This is a genomic window from Actinoplanes solisilvae (assembly GCF_003999975.1).
GTDB lineage: Bacteria > Actinomycetota > Actinomycetes > Mycobacteriales > Micromonosporaceae > Actinoplanes > Actinoplanes solisilvae.
Genome location: NZ_RJAC01000001.1, coordinates 1,221,881 through 1,242,555 on the forward strand (window position 1 = coordinate 1,221,881; position 20,675 = coordinate 1,242,555).

At 71.1% G+C, this 20,675-nt stretch carries 12 protein-coding genes; 5 read left to right on the top strand and 7 right to left on the bottom strand.

Features of this window, described 5'->3' with window-relative positions; all coding sequences use genetic code 11:
- Positions 1–127 precede the first annotated feature (127 nt).
- Complete coding sequence (locus tag EER30_RS05850; protein WP_127498909.1) at positions 128–1,396, bottom strand: diaminopimelate decarboxylase family protein; 1,269 nt, start codon at positions 1,394–1,396, stop codon at positions 128–130.
- Positions 1,397–1,543: 147 nt separating this feature from the next.
- Between EER30_RS05850 and EER30_RS05855 the strand changes: the two genes are divergently transcribed.
- The 3 genes from EER30_RS05855 (at position 1,544) to EER30_RS05865 (ending at position 7,594) form a co-directional block, all read left to right on the top strand.
- On the top strand, positions 1,544–3,607 hold the full coding sequence (locus EER30_RS05855) for a PhoX family protein (RefSeq protein WP_432417507.1): 2,064 nt from the start codon (positions 1,544–1,546) through the stop codon (positions 3,605–3,607).
- Between the two features lie 102 nt (positions 3,608–3,709).
- On the top strand, positions 3,710–5,788 hold the full coding sequence (locus EER30_RS05860) for a PhoX family protein (protein ID WP_127498913.1): 2,079 nt from the start codon (positions 3,710–3,712) through the stop codon (positions 5,786–5,788).
- Positions 5,789–5,893: 105 nt separating this feature from the next.
- Positions 5,894–7,594: a CocE/NonD family hydrolase gene (locus EER30_RS05865; protein ID WP_127498915.1), complete on the top strand. Its 1,701-nt coding sequence runs from the start codon at positions 5,894–5,896 to the stop codon at positions 7,592–7,594.
- Here EER30_RS05865 and EER30_RS05870 read toward each other — a convergent pair.
- The 4 genes from EER30_RS05870 to EER30_RS05885 all read right to left on the bottom strand — a co-directional run bounded on the left by EER30_RS05870 (position 7,587) and on the right by EER30_RS05885 (position 12,344).
- Positions 7,587–8,315 (bottom strand): class I SAM-dependent methyltransferase, encoded by a 729-nt coding sequence (locus tag EER30_RS05870; RefSeq protein WP_127498917.1) that lies wholly within the window; start codon positions 8,313–8,315, stop codon positions 7,587–7,589. The two genes, EER30_RS05865 and EER30_RS05870, sit on opposite strands and share 8 nt — an antisense overlap.
- 74 nt (positions 8,316–8,389) lie before the next feature.
- Positions 8,390–9,556, bottom strand: coding sequence for an aminotransferase class V-fold PLP-dependent enzyme (locus EER30_RS05875; RefSeq protein WP_127498919.1), 1,167 nt, complete (start codon positions 9,554–9,556; stop codon positions 8,390–8,392).
- On the bottom strand, positions 9,556–10,863 hold the full coding sequence (locus tag EER30_RS05880) for a pyridoxal-phosphate dependent enzyme (protein WP_127498921.1): 1,308 nt from the start codon (positions 10,861–10,863) through the stop codon (positions 9,556–9,558). Before EER30_RS05880 ends, EER30_RS05875 begins: the two co-directional genes overlap by 1 nt.
- The gene (locus EER30_RS05885) at positions 10,860–12,344 is read right to left on the bottom strand and encodes a type III PLP-dependent enzyme domain-containing protein (protein WP_127498922.1); all 1,485 of its coding nucleotides are present in this window, start codon (positions 12,342–12,344) and stop codon (positions 10,860–10,862) included. Before EER30_RS05885 ends, EER30_RS05880 begins: the two co-directional genes overlap by 4 nt.
- A gap of 357 nt (positions 12,345–12,701) precedes the next feature.
- Here EER30_RS05885 and EER30_RS05890 point away from each other — a divergent pair, with 357 nt between their 5' ends.
- On the top strand, positions 12,702–13,781 hold the full coding sequence (locus tag EER30_RS05890) for a glycerophosphodiester phosphodiesterase family protein (protein WP_240669780.1): 1,080 nt from the start codon (positions 12,702–12,704) through the stop codon (positions 13,779–13,781).
- Here the strand turns inward: EER30_RS05890 and EER30_RS05895 are convergent.
- The gene (locus EER30_RS05895) at positions 13,767–14,612 is read right to left on the bottom strand and encodes a class I SAM-dependent methyltransferase (RefSeq protein ID WP_127498924.1); all 846 of its coding nucleotides are present in this window, start codon (positions 14,610–14,612) and stop codon (positions 13,767–13,769) included. The two genes, EER30_RS05890 and EER30_RS05895, sit on opposite strands and share 15 nt — an antisense overlap.
- A 99-nt stretch (positions 14,613–14,711) precedes the next feature.
- On the opposite strand from EER30_RS05895, the gene EER30_RS05900 reads away from it, so the two are divergent.
- Entirely contained in the window at positions 14,712–17,606 is a 2,895-nt protein-coding gene (locus tag EER30_RS05900; protein WP_164842230.1) for an ATP-binding protein, read from the top strand.
- Here the strand turns inward: EER30_RS05900 and EER30_RS05905 are convergent.
- Entirely contained in the window at positions 17,598–20,558 is a 2,961-nt protein-coding gene (locus EER30_RS05905) for a S8 family serine peptidase (RefSeq protein WP_127498928.1), read from the bottom strand. The two genes, EER30_RS05900 and EER30_RS05905, sit on opposite strands and share 9 nt — an antisense overlap.
- Positions 20,559–20,675: the final 117 nt, after the last annotated feature.

Genomic DNA, 20,675 nt, shown 5'->3' on the forward strand with positions numbered 1-20,675 from the left:
CGTACGCGCTGAGGCCGTTTGTTGACGCGTTGTTGACGCTGCTGCGACGGCGGTCACACGCGGAGCCTGCTGCCGATAAACTCAGGGGCCGCCCGAACCGGACGGCCCCTGCTTTACCCAGTGAAGATCAGATCTGCTCGTTCAGCAGGTCATCGACGGTGTCGCGGCGCACAAGCGTGCGCGACTGACCACCTGAGACGCCGACCACGGCCGGGCGTCCGACGAAGTGCTCGGCCCGCTGGTGATAGGCGCCGGTGCCGGCGATCGCCACCAGATCGCCCGTGGCGACATCGGCGGGCAACTGGGCGGCGACCGGCCGGCCGGCTCCGCAGACGACGGTGAACGACTGCATCGGCGCGCTGGAGACGCGTCCGATCAGCTCGATCGCGTGCCGCCCGGTGCATTCGGCGCCGGGCAGGCAGTCCGGCACGGCGCCGTCGAGGACGACCACGAGCCTGGCCGCCTCGGTCACCCGGTGCAGCGTGATCCCGGCCCGGGCGAGCAGGGCCCGCCCCGGCGACACCCGCAGCCGGGGCGTCGCGATCCCGTACCGTTCCGCGGTCACCCGGGACACCGCCCGCAGCCGCTTCGCGAAGGCCTCCACGGCCAGTTCGTCGTCGCCGGGTTGATAGGCGACCGCGTGCCCACCCCCGAGGTTGATCATCGGGACGACGATGCGGCGACGGGAGCGCAGCACGGCGCAGAAGGCGACCGCCTCGCGCAGACAGGCCTCGTACGCCCCGAACCGGCTGAGCTGGTGGCCGAGCGCGCAATCGAGGCCGGCCAGCACCAGGTTCGGCGAGCGCCGCACCGCCTCGACCATCGCGAACGCGGGTGAAGTACCCAAACGCACGCCGTACGTTTTGCGGCTGCGCGCCGCCGCGGCCGGGAGCACCCGGATCAGCACACGCTGCGGGGTGCTCGCCCGGGCCGCGACCGCCTCCACCTCCTCGATCGAGCCGACCACGATCGCGGCGCCGCACGCGATCGCCTCCTCGAGGTCGCTCACCGACTTGTGACAGCCGGAGAGGACCAGGCGGTCCGGGCCGATGCCGGCGGCGACGGCGGTACGCAACGCTTCCGCCGAACCGGCGTAGCAGCCCAGACCCTCCCGGGCCAGCCACTCGGCGACCTGCGGGACCAGGCCGCCCTTCGCGGCGTAGGCGACCGCGTCCGGCCCGAACGCGGCCCGGTACTCGCCGCTGCGCCTCCGCACGTCACCCTCGTCGAGCACCTGCACCGGCGTTCCGTACGCCTGAGCGAGCTCGGACGCGCGCACACCGCCGACGGTGAGGTCGCCGTGGCTCGCCCAGCGGGCGGTGGCCGGCCAGATGCGGGGATCGAGGGTGGGTCGCAGGGCGATCCGCAGGGAGGGAAGCAGTTCGGCGAGCGTCATGACTCGACGGTGCGCGCCCCGACACGCCGTCGGAAGATCCGGATACGGGGTGTTGACGGTTTACCGCACGTTTTTCACGACCCGGATACGAGACAGTTGATCATCATTCCGTGTTTACCTGATGTTCATCAGTGTCGATGGAGGTCAATGATGCCCGAACCAGTACGTCGACTGTTACCGCTGCTCGGCCGCCACGGCGGTGGGCGCGACGCGATGACCTGTCTCTACCGCTGTGGCAACGCCTGCGACCATCCCGTGCCTAACAAATCGGACAATCCCTATCTGGGGGACATCATCGACGCGGCGGTGAGCCGTCGTGGCCTGTTCCGCGCCGGCGGGGCGGGAGCGCTGGTTCTCGGCATAGGTGGTGTCGCGGCGTCCCCGGCCGGCGCCGCGCCGGCCGCCACCGCGCCGTCCAACGGGAGCCTCACCTTCAAGCCCATCCCGCCGAACGAGATCGACACCGTGATCGTCCCGAACGGCTACGACCACGCCCTCGTCATCCGCTGGGGCGACCCGATCGTGCCCGGCGCGCCCGCGTTCAACCTTGCACGCCAGACCGGTGAGACCCAGTCGAAGCAGTTCGGCTACAACAACGACTTCCTCTGCGTGGTGCCGATCCCGGGCAGCGACCGCCGTGCCCTGCTGGTGTCGAACCACGAGTACACCAACGAGGAGCTGATGTTCCCCGGCTTCACGACCCAGGAGGCGCTCAGCGTCGACCAGGTGCGGGCCGCGATGGCCGCGCACGGCATGTCGGTGGTCGAGATCGAGCGGGTCGGCCGCACCGGGCAGTGGCAGCAGGCCCGGTCCAAGCGGCTGCCGTACAACAAGCGGCTCACCATGCTGGCCACGCCGTTCCGCGCGGACGGGCCGGCGGCCGGGTCGGCGCCGCTGCGCACGGCGGCCGATCCGCGCGGCACCACGATCATCGGAACGCTGAACAACTGCGCCGGCGGGCTGACACCGTGGGGCACGGCCCTGTCCGGCGAGGAGAACTTCAACCAGTACTTCGTCGGCGGCGACGCCGTCCCCGAGGCCGACAAGGCACGGCTCAACCGCTACGGCATCCTGACGACCGCGCGGTACCCGAGCGGGTCGCGGCGCTGGGAGCGGGCGCAGGAGCGGTTCGACCTGGCCAAGCACCCGAACGAGGCGAACCGCTTCGGCTGGATCGTCGAGGTCGACCCCCTCGAGCCGGACGCGCTGCCGCGCAAGCACACCGCGATGGGCCGCTTCAAGCACGAGGGCGCCAACGTCATCGTGGCGAAGAACGGGCAGGTCGCCGCGTACATGGGTGACGACGAACGGTTCGAGTATCTCTACAAGTTCGTCTCCGACAAGCGCTACCGGCCCGGCGATCGCAAGCACAACCTGACCCTGCTCGAGTCGGGCACGCTCTACGTGGCCAAGCTCAGCGGGGACAGCCCACCGGCCGAGATCGACGGCACCGGCAGACTGCCCTCCGACGGCGCGTTCGACGGCACCGGCCGGTGGATCAAGCTGGTCTCGGGGAACACGTCCTTCGTTCCCGGCATGACCGCGGTCGAGGTGCTGACGTTCACCCGGTTCGCCGGCGACGCGGTCGGCGCGACCAAGATGGACCGCCCGGAGGACGTCGAGCCCAGCCTGAAGAGCGGCAAGATCTATGCGGCGCTGACCAACAACACCAACCGCGGGGTCGGCACCAACCCGGGCGTCGACGAGGCCAACCCGCGGGTGGCCAACCGGCACGGGCAGATCTTCGAGATCGTCGAGGACCGCGGCGACCACACCGGCGAGACCTTCACCTGGTCGCTGCCGATCGTCTGCGGTGACCCGGCCGACCCGTCGACCTATTTCGCCGGCTACGACAAGAGCGCCGTGTCGCCGATCTCGTGCCCCGACAACGTCGCCTTCGACAGCGCCGGCAACCTGTGGATCTCGACCGACGGCAACGCGCTGGGCACCAACGACGGCCTGTTCGCGACGCCGATCGAGGGCCCCGAGCGCGGGCATCTCAGGCAGTTCCTCACGGTGCCGCCCGGGGCCGAGACGTGCGGCCCGTTCATCACCGGTGACGACCGGTCGGTCTTCGTCGCGGTGCAGCACCCGGGCGAGATCACCGGGGCCACCGTGGACAACCCGGCCTCGACGTGGCCGGACGGGGACTATGCCAAACCGGCCGTTGTCGTCACCTGGCGGCTGGACGGAGGACGGATCGGAAGCTGAGGTTAACCTGCCGTTCACTGGCAGCCAGGGTCGTCGTGCATCGGCTCTCCTAGCGTTCGCCGCAGCCCACCGTGGGTGTGGCGAGACGAACGAGGAGAGCCGATGCGCCGACTTTTACCCCTGCTCGGCCACAGTGGTGGCTCGCGGGACGCGATGACCTGCCTTTACCGCTGCGGCAACGCCTGCGACCACCCTGCGCCGAACGAGTCCTCCAACCCCTATCTCGGTGACGTGGTCAACGCCGCGATGAGCCGGCGGGGTGTCATGCGCGCCGGGGCCGCGGGTGCCCTGGTTCTCGGTCTGAGTGGCGCCGCGACGGTCCCGGCAACCGCCGCGCTAGCCCACCCGGGCCACGGTGGCGGCGGGCCCAAGCCGCCCGGCGACAAGGCCGGCAAGCTGACGTTCAAGGCGATCCCGCCGAACACGCTCGACAACCTGGTCGTCCCGAACGGCTACGACTCGGCCGTCGTGATCCGCTGGGGTGACCCCGTGGTGGCCGGCGCCCCCGGCTTCGAGCTGGGCAACCAGACCGCGAAGCGGCAGTCGCAGCAGTTCGGCTACAACAACGACTTCGTCGGCGTGCTGCCCTTCGGCAACAGCGACGACCGGGCGCTGCTCGTGGTCAACCACGAGTACACCAACGAGGAGCTGATGTTCCCGGGCTTCACCAGCCTGGACGCGCTCACCGTGGAGCAGCTCAAGGTCGCGATGGCGGCGCACGGCCTTTCCGTGGTCGAGGTCGAGCGGGTCGGCCGCACCGGTCAGTGGCAGCCGGTCAAGTCCCGCCGCCTGCCCTACAACAAGCGCATCACCGCCCTCGACACGGTCTTCAAGCTGACCGGTCCGGCCGTCGGCACGGCGACGCTCAAGACCAAGGCCGACCCCAAGGGCCAGTACGTCATCGGCACCCTGAACAACTGCGCCGGCGGCGTCACCCCGTGGGGCACCGTGCTCTCCGGCGAGGAGAACTTCAACCAGTACTTCGTCGGCGGCGACGCGGTTCCCGAGGCCGACAAGGGCCGGCTCAACCGCTACGGCATCACGACCACGGCCCGCTACCCGAGCGGCTCGCGCAAGTGGGACCGCGCCCAGGAGCGTTTCGACCTGGCCAAGCACCCCAACGAGGCGAACCGGTTCGGCTGGATCGTCGAGGTCGACCCGTTCGACCCCGAGGCCGCACCGCGCAAGCACACCGCGATGGGCCGTTTCAAGCACGAGGGCGCCAACGTCATCGTGGCCAAGAGCGGGCACGTCGTGGCGTACATGGGTGACGACGAGCGATTCGACTACCTCTACAAGTTCGTCTCCGAGAAGAAGTACCGCCCCGGCGACCGCAAGCACAACCTCACGCTGCTCGAGTCGGGCACGCTCTACGTCGCCCAGGTGACCGGGGACAGCCCGGCCGCCGAGATCGACGGCTCCGGCAAGCTGCCCTCGGACGGCGCGTTCGACGGCTCCGGCAAATGGATCAAGCTGGTCTCCGGAAACACGTCGTTCGTGCCCGGCATGACGGCCGCCGAGGTGCTGACCTTCACGCGGCTGGCCGGCGACATCGTCAAGGCGACCAAGATGGACCGCCCCGAGGACGTGCAGCCCAGCCTGCGCACCGGCAAGATCTACGCGGCGATGACCAACAACACCAACCGGGCGGTCGGCACCAACCCCGGCGTGGACGAGGCCAACCCGCGCCCGGCCAACAAGCACGGCCACGTCTTCGAGATCACCGAGGACAAGGGCGACCACACCGGTACGAGCTTCACCTGGTCGCTGCCGATCGTCTGCGGTGACCCGGCCGCCGCCGACACCTACTTCGGCGGCTACGACAAGACGGCCGTCTCGCCGATCTCGTGCCCCGACAACGTCGCCTTCGACAGCGCCGGCAACCTCTGGATCTCGACCGACGGCAACGCGCTGGGCACCAACGACGGCCTGTTCGCCACCCCGATCGAGGGCGCTGAGAAGGGCCACCTGAAGCAGTTCCTGACCGTCCCGCGCGGCGCCGAGACCTGCGGCCCGTTCATCACCGAGGACGACCGGTCGGTCTTCGTCGCGGTCCAGCACCCCGGCGAGATCTCCGGCGCCACCGTCGACAAGCCGGTCTCGACCTGGCCCGACGGCGACTACGCCAAGCCCGCTGTCGTGGTGAGCTGGCGGCTCGACGGCCGCCCCGTCGGCAGTTGATGATCCGGCGGCCGCGGCGTCCCAGCGCCGCGGCCGCCTCATTGCACGCACAGTGACCTTGCGCTTACGGTGACCTTGAACCCTGGCGGGAGGAACGAGGTCACCGTGACGACGATCGAAACCACGCCGCAAACCGCGCACGACCAGCGCGAACTCAACGGGCCGCAGACCACCGGGCGCGTCTACCGCAACCTGTCGCGGCCCGAGCACGGCATCCGGCGTGACAACAACGTGCAGATCACGATGCGCGACGGGACAATCCTGCTCGCCGACATCCTGCGGCCGGACGCCCCCGGCACGTTCCCCGCGCTGCTCGCCGCCGCCCCCTACCCCCGCCAGGTTCAAGATCTCGGCGCCCCGGTCGGGGTGGTCGAGGCCGGCGCGAGCGACTTCTGGGTCCCGCGCGGCTACGTCCACGTGATCGTCAACCTGCGTGGCACCGGCGGCTCCGGGGGCGAGTGGGGCTTCTTCGACGAGCGGGAGCGCCACGACCTGTACGACCTGGTCGAGTGGATCGCCGCCCAGCCGTGGTGCGACGGCGAGGTCGGCATGATCGGCATCAGCTACTACGCGATGACCCAGCTCGAAGCGGCCAGTCAGCAGCCGCCGCACCTCAAGGCGGTCTTCCCGCTCGACGTCACCGTTGACGCCTACGAGGCCGCCAACCACAACGGCCTGGTCAACGCGGGCTTCATGATCCCCTGGCTGAAGACGCTCGGGGTGCTCGCCGGCCGCAGCGACCGTTTCTTCCGCTCCGTCCCGTTCCGCCTGCTACGCAAGCTCTTCGCTGTCCCGGCCGTCCACCGCCGGTTCGCGCGCACCGGCGGCGCCGCCGCCATCCGCGGTCTCCGCCTGATAAGCCGCTTCCGGTACGCCGACCAGCCGTGGAACGGCCTGCTGCGGGCGATCACGGTCGACCACCCCACCCACGACGACTGGTGGGACGAGCGTGACCTGCGCCTGCGTCTCGGCGGCGTCCGCATCCCGGTCTACCTGGGCTCGGAATGGACGAACGTGCCGCTGCACCTGCCCGGCCTGTTCGAAGCCTGGCGGGCCCTCGACGGCAATCCGAACGTACGGATGAGCGTGCTCGGCCCGCACGGCCTGCCCTGGCCGTGGGAGAGCATGCACATCGAGGCGCTGGCCTGGTATGACCACTGGCTCAAGGGCCGCGACACCGGCATTCTCGACGGCCCGCCGATCCGATACTGGCTGCCCGGCGCCCAGGAGTGGCGCACCGCTGACGAGTGGCCCCCACCCGGCCGGCAGATCGCGTTGCACCTCAACCAGGACGGCTTCCTCGACGAGCCGGAGCGCGATGGGGCACGCGCCTACGACACCGCGACACCGGGCCTGACCTGGCAGACCGCACCCCTGGACGACCCTCTGGACATGGTCGGCGAGCTCGAACTCGACCTCACGGCGACCGCCACCGCCCCCGACACGGCCTGGATCGCGCTGCTGCAGGACGTCGCGCCCGACGGCACGGTCACCGACGTCACCGCCGGCTGGCTGCGAGCGAGCATGCGCGAACTCGATGAGGCGGCCGGCTCCGACGGACGTCCGGTGCTGACTCGACGTACGGAGAAGCCGGTTCCTCTCGGTGAACCGGTGCGCTATCGCATCCCGCTCGTGCCCAACGCGCGCCGGTTCGCCCATGGTCACCGCATCCGGCTCACCCTGTCGAGCGACGACACGATCGCCGGGACGCGCGCCATGATGCTGTTCACGCACACCCCGGTCGGGCTGGTCTCGACGAACACCGTCTCCGCGTCGTCGCGCCTGCTGCTGCCGATCGTCAACTGAGCGCCGCCAGGGCCGCGTGCCGGCCGTCGCGCCACAGCACGCCCGCCTCGCGGAATCCGGCCGAGCGGGCCGCCGCCGCGTGCCAGCCGACGTCGCCGGCGAAGTTGGCCGGGACCCGGCCGGCGAAGACCTCGCTGCGGGCCGCCATGAGCGGCCGGAAGCCGGGAGACGACGCCACCTCGCCCCACCACTGCGCCCAGGCGAGTTCGGCGGCCGCCTCTCCCGGCGCCGGGTTCAGCGCGCCCATCACTGCGGGCAACCCGTCGTCGGGCATCACGTCGGCCACCACCAGCAGGCCACCGGGCGACATGACCCGGCGGCAGCGGCGATAGAGGGCGCGAATCCGCTCGGGCCGCAGGTAGTGCACGGTCATCACGGCCGTGACCAGGTCATATCCGTCGCCGGCGGCGAGCGTCCACTCGCCTTCACCCAGGTCGGCGTCGAGGACGGTCAGCGCCGGGCAGGAGCGGGCCATCGTCAGCAGCACCGGGTCGAGGTCGATCATGGTGACCCGGGCCGACGGCCACCGGGAGGCCATACGCGCGGCCACGACGCCGGGGCCACCGCCGAGATCCAGGACGCAGCGGGGGTGGCGGCCCAGCACGGCCTCGGTCGCGGTGGCCCAGGATTCCTCCAGCGACGACAGACCGGGGACGAAACCGGTCATGACCTCGTCCCAGGAGGTGCGCCAGCGGGCGGAGTCGAGCACGGTCGACGGCATGAGCCCATCCTCGAGAACGAACCGAAACGACAATCATTCCTAACAGGATGGGCGATCGGGGGTGCGAGCAACCCCTAGGAATTCAGCGCCGTCAGCGTCGACAGCAGACGGTCCACCTCCTCGACCGTGTTGTAGACGTGCAGGCTCACCCGTACGGAAGTGGTCTTCTCGCCCGAAGGGCCCTGGCAGTGGCCGTCGGCCCGCACGAGCAGCCCGTCCGAGGCGAGGATGAAGCCGAGGTCGTTGGAACCGATCTCGCGGTGCCGGAACGTCACGATCCCGTGCCGCCGCTGGGTGGTCGCACCCGCCTCCAGGCTGCTCTGACACCCGAGCACCTCATAGCTGCCGAGCGTGGCCAGACCCGCCGTCAGCCGCGCGCCGAGGAAGGTCGTCCAGCGCGAGATGCGTTCCAGGCCCACGTCCGAGAGCCAGTCCATCGCCGCGGCCAGGCTCACGATCCCGGTCGTGTTCGGCGAACCGCTCCAACCGGCCGGCTCGAAGACGGGTCCACGCTGGTTGCGAGCCCACACCGCGCCGATACCGGGCAGCGCCATCGCCTTGTGGCCCGAGAAGACGAGGAAGTCGACGTCCAGCCCGGTCATCGAGATCGGCAGGTGGCCGAAGCTCTGCGCGGCGTCGAGGCAGATCACGACCGACGGGCCGGCCGCCGCGCGCAGCCGGTGCACGTTCATGTCGTTGCCGTAGACGTGGTGCACGTGAGTGGCCGCGATCAGCCGGGTACGCGGCCCGATCGGCAGACGGGAGACGTCATAGTCGTGCGCGGAGTCGTACGGCATGGGTCTGAGCCGCAAAGTGACGCCCTGGCGCCGCAGCAGTTCGACCGCGTCCAACCACGGCACGACGTTCGCGCTGTGGTCGGCCATCGGCACGATGATCTCGTCGCCGTCCTGCACCACGGAGGGCAGCCAGTCGAGGGCGATCGCCCGCAAGCCCTCGGTCGTGCCGCTCACGAAGTGCACGCCGGAGGCTGACGGAACCGGGTCGTCGAGGAACCGGCGCAGCTGGTCACGCGTGTCGGTGATGCGTATCGTGGTGCGGTTGGCCCACGGGTAGGTGCCGCGCGCGGCGTTGGCGTTCTCGCTGGTCAGGTAGGAGGTCACCGCGTCGATCACGGCCTGCGGCTTCTGCGCGGTCGCGGCACTGTCGAGATAGGCGACGCCGGGGTTGTCCCGCAGCAGGGGGAACTGCGAGCGTACGTCGCGGTCCACGGCGAGGGTCATCAGTCACGCACCAGAGGAGCGCCGGCGTCGCGCCACGCGATGATGCCGCCCTCGAGCGACCGCACCGACGGGTGGCCCATGCGGGTCAGCAGGGCCGCGTAGCGCGCCGACTTCTCGCCGACCGGGCAGACCAGCAGCACCGGCTGACGGCGGCTGAACGGCAGGCCGCCGTGCAGCAGTTCGGCGAAGAGCTCGTCCACGATGTTGATCGAACCGTCGAGGTGCAGGGCCTGGAACGCGTGCGGGTTGCGCAGGTCGACGATCAGGCCGGACCACCGTTCGGCCTCGTTGACGTCGATCGTCGGTGCGGCGGCCACCTCGTCGTCGGTGAGCGAGCGGGTGTCGTTGCGGCGGGCCGGCCGGCCGAACAGGGTCGGGCGACGTTCGCGCAGGTAGCTGAGGTAGCTCTCGACCCGGTCGCACACGATGAAGACGGCCGTGCGGCGCTCGGTCAGCGTGGCGTCGATCGCGGCGAGGTGGCGTACGGCGCCTTGGAAGGCGCCACCCCCGGTCGGGCCGGCCGGCGTACCGCAGCGACGGACCAGGGTGAGCAGGCCGTCGATGGCGTCGTCGGAGGTGATCGTCTCGATGGTGTCGTAGACGCCGGGATCGAACAGCCCGACCTCGTGCACCTCGTCGATCGTGCGGATGCCCGGGATGAAGTCGCTCTTGGCCGCGACCAGACCGAGCACCCGTACGTCGGGATCGTGCTGGCGCAGAGCGCGGGCCACCCCGGTCGACGACCCGGCCGTGCCGACGCAGGCGATGAAGTAGTCGGGCGCCCGCCCGTCGAGGTCCTTGACGATCTCGGGACCGGTGCCGTGCAGGTGGGCCTCGACGTTCAGCTCGTTGAAGTATTGGTCGGTGTGCACATAGCCGCTCCCGTTCGAGGTGAGCGTGCGGTGCATGCGCGAAAGCGGGTCCTCGGTGTCGGTCGGGTCGAGGCATTCCGCCTGGCCGGGCAGCTCGTCGATCTCGGCGCCGAGCAGCAGCAGGAGGTCTTTGATCTCGGGGACCTTCATGCGGTTGGTGACGCTCTTGAACTTGAGCCCGTGCATGCCGGCGAGCATCGCGAGCGCCTTGGCCGTATTGCCACTGGAGAGCTCGACGACGGTGTCACCACGATCGGCCGCGCCGGCCAGCAGGGGGCGGGCCATCTGCCACGCCGCCCGGTCCTTCAGCGAGCCGAACGGATTGAGCAGCTCCATCTTGGCGTACAGGTCGATGTTGATCAGGCCGTGGACCGCGGGGTCGATGCGCACCAGCGGCGTGTTGCCGATCGCCTCGGTCATGTCGTCGAATCTCATGCTGCCTCCGCGCGCTCGTGGACGGGCCAGTAGTGCTCGTCGAGGCACCAGCTCCACCCGTCGCCGCCTTGGAAGAGCGCGACCTTGCGGGCGATCGGCTGGTGCAGGGCACGGGTGGCGCTGAAGTCCATGAAGTAGCCGGCCGTGTTGACGAAGGCGAGCAGGTCGCCCGGCCTCGGCCGGCGGGACAGAACCACCTTGCGCCGCGTGATCAGGTCGGATTCGAGGCAGAGATTGCCGAGCAGATAGGCCTCGATCGGCCCGGGTGGCGCCGCCGAGATCACGACGGGGTCCATCAGCACGCCATGCTCTTCGAGGCTGATGTCACGAGCATTCAGATCCAGCCGTACGAGGGTCTCGCGCTGGTCGCCGTGGTCGGGGTTCGCCCCGCCGTCCTCTCCGCCTCTCACTTCGAGGACCCGCGCGAGCACCAGGCCGCACTGGTCGAGCAGCGCCCGGCCGGGTTCGATGTCGAGGTCGTACATGCTGTCGAGCAGCAGCGTGCCGAGCGGCCGCCGCTGACCGGGGGCCGCCGCCCGCAGGAGCTGGTCGAGATATCCCGGCCCCGAGATCGGCCGGTACGCCGGGTAGAGCCCGAGCGACCCGCGCAGAGTGCCCGCCTCGTTGCGTAACCCGTAGCCGTGCCCGTTCCACGTCATCGGGGCCCGCCGCCCGAGCACGGCCTGGGCCAGCTCGCTCGTGTAGCGCTCCCATTCCCGGCCATCGGCGAGGTAGTTGACGCCGAACCCGCCGCCGATGTCGAGCGACCAGGCCGTTCCGCCCCGGCGCCGGCAAGCGTCGAGCGCGGCCAGGCAGCCCTCGAGCGCGACCGCCTTCTCGGGCAGACCGATCGTGTCGAGGTGGTAGGAGACGCCGACGAGGTCGAGCTGGTTGGCGTGCTTGTCGACCCGGTCGAGTGCCTCGGCCAGCTGGGCGAACGGCACCCCGAACCGGCTGCGGCGGCTGACGAGCTGCACGCCGTGCGACGCGAACTCGCTGAACCGCACCATGATCCGCGCCCGGGGCAGGCGGCGCGCCGCGATCACGGCGGCCAGTTCGCTGAGCTCGTCGAGCGAGTCGGCGTTCACGATGATCCCGCTGAGCGCGGCCAGCCAGAGAAACTCGCGGTTCTTCGGCCCGGTCGCCACGATGCGTTCGGGGGCGAACCCGGCGCTCAGCGCGGCCTGCAGCTCGGCCAGCGAGGCCACGTCGATGCCGGCCTCCGCGTCGGCGGCCAGGTGACGGACCAGGGCGACGGATCGGTTCGCCTTGTGGGCGAAATAGACGCGGCCGCGCAGCCGGTGTTGCCGATAGACCGCGCGGAAGGCCTCCACATTGGTGTCGAGGGCTTCCGGCAGGACGATGTTGAGGGGGGAACCGAGACCGTCCACGAGCTGTCGCAGGACGGCGTCCTCGGCGAGAACCGATTGGGTGATCGGATCGATTTTCGGGGTCAGCTGCAGGGGGCGTAAATCAGGCACGAGCGACTCCCCGGATGGCCGTTTGAGCAGGTCAGTCAGCAGGGTCGACAAAGCCGGAATCTCTTCGCTGAGACGGTTTCCTCAACGTAACCGATGCCCGGACCGACCGCCAAGCAGAATCAATTCATTCAACGACCACCCGGCCAGAATACGCGATGTCAATAGGTTTGTCGTTGATTCGGCAGCGTTTTCATCCACAATCGACTGTGCATATATGCATTCGTTTATAGGTCGCTTCGATTCGCCGGAGAAGTGGCACAAATCGTCCGCATCGGTTCAGATGGATGTCGCCTGGCGCTTGTCCGGGGGCCGCGCGGGTCGCGCAGGCTGACGCCGCACTCTTGAAAGGAGACACCCGTGTGGATTGATCGTCACCGCACCGCAGCTCTGGTCGCGGCGGGCGCCGCCCTGGCCGGCGGTCTGCTCGCGCCGAGCCCGGCTTCGGCGAATGGCCACGGCCACGGCCACGCCAAGCAGTTCGACCTGCAGGCACACCGGGGCGGCCTCGGCCTGCGCGTCGAGAACACCATCGCCTCGTTCAGCAACGCGCTGCGCCTGGGCGTCAGCACGCTCGAACTGGACGTGCAGATCACCGAGGACGGCCAGGCGGTGGTGACCCACGACCGCAAGGTCACCGGCACCAAGTGCACCGACACCGCGCCGGTCACGGTCGGCGACCCCGAGTTCCCGTACGTCGGCAAGTACATCAACACGCTGACGCTGGCTCAGGTGCGCACGCTGGACTGCGGCACGAAGACGCTGGCCGCCTTCCCCGAGCAGGTCGCTTCGCCGGGCGCCCGGATGCCACTCCTGCGGGAGGTGTTCGCGCTGGTCAACCGGTCGCACGCGCGCGGCGTCAAGCTGAACGTCGAGACCAAGGTCGAGGCCGGCGCCCCGACCGAGACCGCGCCGCGCGAGCAGTTCGTGCAGGTCACGGCGAAGGAGATCCGCAAGGCCGGGCTACTGCGCCAGGTCACGATCCAGAGCTTCGACTGGGGCGCGCTCAAGCGGATGCGCCAGGTCGAGCCGCGGCTGCCGCTGGTCGCCCTGACCAACTACGACTTCCTGCAGACCGGGCAGGCGGGCGCCTCGCCGTGGCTGGGCGGGATCGACATCGACGACTTCGGCGGCGACCCGATCAAGGCCATCCGCACCTTCGGCGCCTCGGCGTTCTCGCCCGTGCACGGCTTCCCGCAGAACGGCACGGTCACCGACCCGGCCTACAAGCCGTATGTCACCAAGGACATGGTCAAGCACGCTCACGCGTACGGGATCAAGGTTGTGCCGTGGACCGTCGACGACGTGCCGACGATGACCAAGCTGCTCGATGACGGCGTCGACGGTCTGATCACGGACTACCCCGATCGGCTGCGCACACTGCTGGCCGCGCGCGGCTACCAGCTGCCGCGCGCGTACTGCCCTTCACCTCGCGGCTGAGATCACCAGCATCTCGCAGGGTCCGGTGAAGCCGTCCGGGCCGTCGAACTGACGGAGCGCGTCCTCGACCTCGGTCCAGGCCGCGCTCCGTTCCGTTTCCGGCAGGCCGGCGAGCATCTGGTGGAGCGCCCCGAACGACTCGCGCTCGAATCGGGCGCACTCGGCGGCGTTCGCCAGGCGGATCGGCGACGGCACCGCCTCGACCCGGATGTCGCGGAAGCCGGCGTCGGCCAGAATCTGCTCGGCGACCCCCGGGCCGCCCAGGCTGAACGGTCCCGGCTGGCCGGGCGCGGGCGGCGGCAGCTCGGCCCGGCGCCGGATGATGCCGACCGGCACCGAGAAGAAGCCGTTGCGGTCGGCGGTGGAGTAGACGACCGCGGCCAGACGTCCGCCGTCACGCAACGCGGTGCGGATGCCGGCCAGCGCGGCCCGCTGGTCGGGGAAGTAGATGAGACCGACCCGTGAGATCACCGCGTCGAATTCGCCGGCCGGCACGGCGAGGTTCTCCCCGTCGAGCTCGCGCGTCTCGACGTTGGCCAGCCCGGCGTCGGCGGCCTGCATGGCCGCATATTTCAGGATTGTCGGGGCGATGTCGGTGGCGAGGACGTGGCCGGTCGGTCCGGTGCGACGCGCGGCGGCGATGCTCTGCCCGCCCGTGCCGGCCGCGACGTCCAGCACGCGGCTGCCCTCCCGCACCCCGGCGGCGTCGAGCATGACCGACGTGGCCGGGCCGAGCCACGCCTCGATCGCGGGTCCCCACCGGTGCCACGCCTCGGCGGCGTCCTCCCACTGGTCGCGGGTGCTTCTCTTGTAGTGCGCGGGGTCGAACATGGCTCCTCCTCGAGCGTTCCGTCACCCCGTACGCGCCAGATGGAGACAAACATCCGCCAGAACGCGTCTGGCACTTCGCGCGGGGGAAAGAATGCGCAGGTGACAGCGTTCGTCGGACGCAGCGTACCGCTGGCCCGGATGGGTCGGGCCGGTCCCGGACTCGTGCTGGTCGCCGGTGAGGCCGGGATCGGCAAGACCGCTCTGCTCACTCGGTTCGCCGCCGGACGCCCGGCCGTCTTCTGGGGCACCTGCTGGGCCGACGACCGGGCGCCGGCGTGGTGGCCGTGGACCCAGGTGTTGCGGGCCCTGCTGCGGGAGCGGCCCGGTCTGCGCGCTGACCCCCGGCTCGACACGATCATCGGCGACGCCGCCCCCACCGAGCCGGACGACGGTGCCCGCACCCGGATCTTCGCCGCCGTCGGCGACCTTCTCGCGCGGGCGGCCGGCGAGGCCCCGGTGGTCGTGATCCTCGATGACCTCCAGTGGGCCGACGAGACCTCGGCCGGTCTCCTGCGGTTCCTCGCGCGGCAGCCCCGGAACGGCCCGTTGCTGCTGGTGGCCGCCTACCGGCCCGACGAACTGCCCGGCAGCGTACTGGCCGATCTGGCCCCCGCCGCCGAGACGATCAGCCTCGGTGGGCTCTCCGCGGCCGAGGTCACCGAACTCGTGGGCGACGCGGCCTGGGCTCCCGCCGTGTACCGGCGCAGCGCGGGCCATCCGTTCTTCGCCCGCGAACTGTGCCGCTGGCTCGAGAACGGCGGGGCCGCCTCGGACGTGCCCGCCGTCGTGCGCGAGGTGATCGGCCGCCGTCTCGCGCGACTCCCGGCCGGGTGCGCCGAACTGCTCGACGCGGCCGCGGTCGGCGGGGCCGAGCTGCGTCCCGACGTGCTGGCCGACGTCTGCGGGCAGCCGATCCCGGTGATCGACGACCGGATCGCCCCCTGCCGGGCGGCCGGCGTCGTGACCGGTCCGCACTTCGCCCACGATCTCTACCGCGAGACGATCCTGGCCGCGCTGCCCGCACAGCGCCGCGCCGAACTGCACGAGAAGACCGGCCACGCGCTGCTGCGCCGTCTCGACCGGGGTGGCTCGGTCTTCCCGGCCGAGCTGGCCCGGCACTTCGCCTCGGCGGCCGCCCTCTGCGGTCCCGAAGCTGCGGTCACCTGGGCCCACGCGGCCGCCGAGGCCGACGCCGGGCGGTACGCGTTCGCCGAGGCGGCCGGGCACCTGCGGCGAGCCCGATCCGCGGTGGCCGACGCGGGCTGCCGGCTGGCCGAGGCCGACGCCGTACGGCTGCTGACCGCCGAGGCCGACCTGCGGTTGCGCGCGGGCGACGCCGAGACCGCTCGTGAGCTGCTCGATCGGGCCTCGCGACCGGCCGGGCGCGACGGCGAGCTGCTGGGCCTGGTCGCGCTGGGTCTCGACCGGGCGGGCGCCCGCTTCGCCATGCCGCGCACCGACCTGATCACCGCCCTCCAGACTGCGCGCGACGCTCTCGACGGCACCGGCACGCCGGTCGAGGCCCAGGTCACGGCGGCCCTGGCCCGACAGCTGCAGCACTCGGTCCCGGCCGACCGGCCGCGCGCCGGGCCGTACGCCGACCGGGCCGTCGAGATCGCGCGCCGTCTCGACGATCCGGCCACGCTGGCCAGTTGCCTGCTGGCCCGGCACGACACGCTGTGGACACCCGGCACCGGGGCGGAGCGGGTGGTCATCGCGACCGAGATCGTCGACGCGGCCCGGCGCGCCGGAGACGCCGAACGGCACGTGCAGGGCCTGCTGCTGGCGGCGAACGCGCACCTCGAGAACGGGTCGGCCGCGTTCCGGGCCACGTTCGCCGAGTACGCCTACCTCACCGAGCGACTGCGCCAGCCCCGGCACGACTATCTGCTGCGGATCCGGCAGGCCGCGCTGGCCCTGCTCGACGGCGACCTGACAACCGGGGAACGGCTGGTCGACGAGGCGGCCGCGCTCGGCGAGGCGGTGGGCGACAGCGATACCGGCAACGTCCGCATGTCGCAGCGGCTCGAGATCGTGCGCGCCCGCGGTGACCGGGACGAACTACGGCGTACGGCGGCCGAGGCGGTGCGGTGGTGGGTCGGGGTGCCCGCCCACGCGCACGCGGTAGCGGCCGGCTTCCTGGCCCGCGCGGGTGATCTGGGCGCGGCCCGGCGCGAGGTCGAGACCGTGCTGGCCCTGCCCGATTGGCGAGCCGACCGGTCGTACCTCTGGTCGGTCTTCGCCGGTGAACTGGCGACCGCCGCGATCGCGCTGGGCGACCGCTCGTTGTGCGCGGTGCTGCTGGCCGACCTGTCGCCGCTCGCGGGCACGTGCACGGTCAACGGGGCGCTCGTCTGTTTCATGGGCTCGCACGCCCACCGGGTCGGCCTGCTGCGGGCAGCGCTGGGCGACATCACCGGCGCGGTGGAGGCTCTGCGGGCGGCGCTGGAGGTGCACGAACGCCTGGGTGCCCGGCTGTGGGCGGCCGAGACGCGGCGGGCGCTGGGTCTCTACGACGCGGCGACGCTGTGCCGGGAAGGCGAGCTGTGGCGGGTCGGCTATCGCGGTCGCAGCGCCCGCCTGCGCGACGTCAAAGGGCTGCACGACCTGGCGATCCTGTTGTCCCGGCCGGGCGTCGACGTGCCCGCGGTCGAGTTGATGGCCGGCGGTGGCCCGGTGCTGCTCGACCGGATCGCCGCCGAGCCCACGCTCGACGCGGCGGCGGTCAACGCCTACCGGCGGCGGCTGGCCGACCCCGGCCTTGACCAGGCCGAACGAGACCGGCTGGTCGACGAACTGCGCCGGGCTACCCGGCCGGGCGGTGCGGCCCGCCCGCTCGGCCCGGACAACGCCGAACGAGCACGCAAGGCCGTCACCGCCCGCATCCGGGACGCGATCCGGCGGATCGAGGCGGCGCACCCGTCGCTGGGGCGCCACCTCGACCGCTCGGTGCGCACCGGTCATCTCTGCCGGTACGACCCCGAATCAGCGTGAGCTGATCAGCAGTCCGGGCACGACGGTCCGGCCGGTGCGGAACTCGGTGTAGGCCCACTGCTCGACATCAGGCTGCGGGCCCTTCGGCTCGAGCACCACGTCAGCCGCGACGCCACGCTCGACCTTCGGCTGCACCGTCAGCGTGGCGTTACGCCGGTCGGCGCCCTCGGGCACAACCGTCACCCCCAGCCGGTACGCCACGTCAGGCGCGGTCACCGTCTGGGCGTGCACATAGGCGGTGTACACGCCCGGCTCGGGGAAGAACCGCACGCTGCGCTCGCTGCTGTGCCACGACGCCCAGCTCCGCTCGACCAGCTTGCCGTCCTTGTAGAGGTACAGGTCAAGGTTCGCGGCCGGGTCGTCCGACGCGGTCTGCACGATCAGCCCGGCCGCGCCGCGCGGCACCACAATCCGGGTGCCCTGCGTGCCCACGCCGCCCGGGGAGAAGACGCCGCCGCTGACGGTCGTCGTGAACCGCTTGTCCGTCCACGTGACCGGCGTGTACCCGGTGGTGCGCCCGGCGATCGGACCGGTGAAGCCCGGCTCGATCTGGCCCCGGCCCTGCCCGCCGACCCGGCCGAACTCGATGCCGGTGTCGTCGTAGGGCCGCGGCGTGAAGCCCCACGGCCGGCCGGCGACGGTCAGCCGCACCCGGTGCTCAGCGCTGACGAACACGAGCGAGCCGGTGGTGTAACGGTCCCAGGTCGCCGTGCCGCGTTCCAGCGTGATGGTCACCGTCGCGGTCGCGCCCGGCTTCACCGAGAACGTACGCGGACTGACTGTGACCTTCATGCCGTCGAGCCCGTCGACCCGTGCCGTGTAGGTCTCGGTGCGGGAGCCGACGTTCGTCAACCGCCGCGTGAGCCGCACCGGCTTGGTCCCGTCGTACTCGCGCAGCGCGATCGACGGCAGGTTGATCTCCTTGCCGTCCGGCACGGCGGCGGTGGCGAACGCGGTGAGCTCGGCCGCGGACGGCTCGATCACCAGGCCCGGATCGGCCGCCTCGCGCGGTTGCGGCCGGCCCGAGCCCTGCTTCAGCGGGCTGGACGTGCCCCGGGTGTCGGTCGCCGTGGTGCGCAGAGCCGAGGCGGTGGCGCCGGGCGACCACTTCGGGTTACGAGCACGCAGCACAGCGGCCATGCCGGCCACGTGCGGGGCGGCCATCGAGGTTCCCGAGTACGCGTCGAAGAGCCGGCCGCCGCCCATCGGCGACACCGCGGCGACGACGTCGACGCCGTCCGCGACCAGGTCGGGCTTCTGCAGTCCGGTGTGGACCTGGTCGGGGCCGTAGGACGACAGCCCGGCGACGCTGGGCAGCCCGACGAGGCTGCTGCCGTCGCCGCCGGTGACCAGGGCCGCGGTTCCGTCGGTGCGGTGCGCCCACAGGTAGTTGAACAGCCGACCGGCCTGCTCGGCGCTCCACAGATAAATGGCCGGGAAGTCGTAGATGACGTTGAGCCGCGCGTTGCCGGTCGACTGGAACAGCACGATGCCGGCCCCGCCCTTGGCCTTGACCTCTTCGACGGCCTCTCCCGCGCTGTGGAAGTCACAGGCCACGATCTTGCCCTTGATCTTGGCGGGGTCGAGGCTGCCGCCCCAGCAGAACTGCGCGCCGTCCTGCGGCGACCCGGCCTGGTCGGCGAAGACGATCGGGGTGCTGCGCTTCGACGGCAGGACGTCCATCGAGGTGCCGACGATGCTGGTGCCGTCGCCGAGGCGTACGGTCGCCTCGTTGGACCTCTCGACGGTCGCGCCCACGGTGGTCACCCACGGCTCGGTGTTGCTGACCATGCCCGACCAGCCGTCGTTGCCGGCCGACGCCGCGACGAAGACGCCGGCGAGATAGGCGTTGAGGAAGGCGTTCCCGATCGGGCTGTTGGGCTGGTAGTCGCCGTACGCGTTGCCGATCGAATAGTTGATCACCTGGACGCCGTCGGCGACGGCCGCGTCGATCGCCGCGATGATGTCGGCGTCGAAGCCGGAACCACCCCACAGGGCCTTGTAAACGGCGATCTGGGCGTCCGGGGCCACGCCGGAGATCGGACCGAGGTCGCGGCCGAGCACCATGGCGTGGTCGACGGGCAGGCCCGCGGCGGTCGAGGCGGTGTGGGTGCCGTGGCCCTGCATGTCGCGGGCCGAGAGGATCTCGCCCTCGGGCAGCGAGCCATAGGCGCCCAGCCAGGCGTCGGCGAAGTAGCGCGCGCCGACGATCTTGCCGTTGCAAGCGGTGACGGGGAAACCGTCGCCGGTCTGGCAGGTGCCGCGCCAGCCCTTGGGGGCGGGCATCTTGGCGGCGAAGGAGGCGCTCTCCGGCCAGATGCCGGTGTCGATCACGCCGACGACGACGCCGCTGCCCTTGCCCCGGCCTTTGTCGCCCGTCTGCTGCTGCGCGGTTGCCGCGGGGGTGGTGGGCTTCGGTGCGGGTGTCGCCGCGTCGGCCTTGACGAGACGCGAAGGTGTCACGGCCGCGACCCGGGGGTCCTTGGCCAGGGCGGTCGCTTGCGCGGCGGTGAGCTCGGCGGCGAACCCGTTGAACGCGGTGGTGTAGGTCTGGCGGGCCTTGACGCCCAGGTCGGTGAGCAGGTCACGCTGGGTCTCGCCTAGATGCCGGCGATAGTTCTCGGCCGCGGTGGAGTGCGGCTCGAGCTCTTGGCCGGCGGCGGGTCTGGTCGCGGCCAGACCGCTGACCCCGCCGGCGTACGAGGTGACGGGCGCTTCCCGGAGGCGCACGACATAGTGCCCGTCGATCGGCTTGGGCTGGGCCGCGGTGCGGTGGGCGGCGCCCCCGGTGAGGGTGGCCGGGGTGCGGTCGGAACGGCCGAGTCCCAGGTCGGGCAGGTCGCCGGGTCGGGCCGAGGCGGGCCCGGCGACCCCGAGACCGGCGATGGTGGTGGTGAGAACGGTGACTACGGACGCCGCGAGTAACCGGCGTCGTCGAAGGCTTTTGGCCACGAGTCCCCTATCGAGTCAGCGATGGATGCAAATACATCCACAGCCAACCCTTGACCGGTTAAGTAGCGGTCGCATGATCATCACAATTGATGTTCGTGTTACTGAGGCGTCGAAGCG

What these genes read in the sequence shown, in the direction of transcription:
- EER30_RS05895 (WP_127498924.1), bottom strand. Translation starts at nt 14,612, where the DNA reads ATGTTCGACCCCGCGCACTACAAGAGAAGCACCCGCGACCAGTGGGAG.
- EER30_RS05880 (WP_127498921.1), bottom strand. Translation starts at nt 10,863, where the DNA reads ATGAGATTCGACGACATGACCGAGGCGATCGGCAACACGCCGCTGGTG.
- EER30_RS05860 (WP_127498913.1), top strand. Translation starts at nt 3,710, where the DNA reads ATGCGCCGACTTTTACCCCTGCTCGGCCACAGTGGTGGCTCGCGGGAC.
- EER30_RS05875 (WP_127498919.1), bottom strand. Translation starts at nt 9,556, where the DNA reads ATGACCCTCGCCGTGGACCGCGACGTACGCTCGCAGTTCCCCCTGCTG.
- EER30_RS05870 (WP_127498917.1), bottom strand. Translation starts at nt 8,315, where the DNA reads ATGCCGTCGACCGTGCTCGACTCCGCCCGCTGGCGCACCTCCTGGGAC.
- EER30_RS05855 (WP_432417507.1), top strand. Translation starts at nt 1,544, where the DNA reads ATGATGCCCGAACCAGTACGTCGACTGTTACCGCTGCTCGGCCGCCAC.
- EER30_RS05850 (WP_127498909.1), bottom strand. Translation starts at nt 1,396, where the DNA reads ATGACGCTCGCCGAACTGCTTCCCTCCCTGCGGATCGCCCTGCGACCC.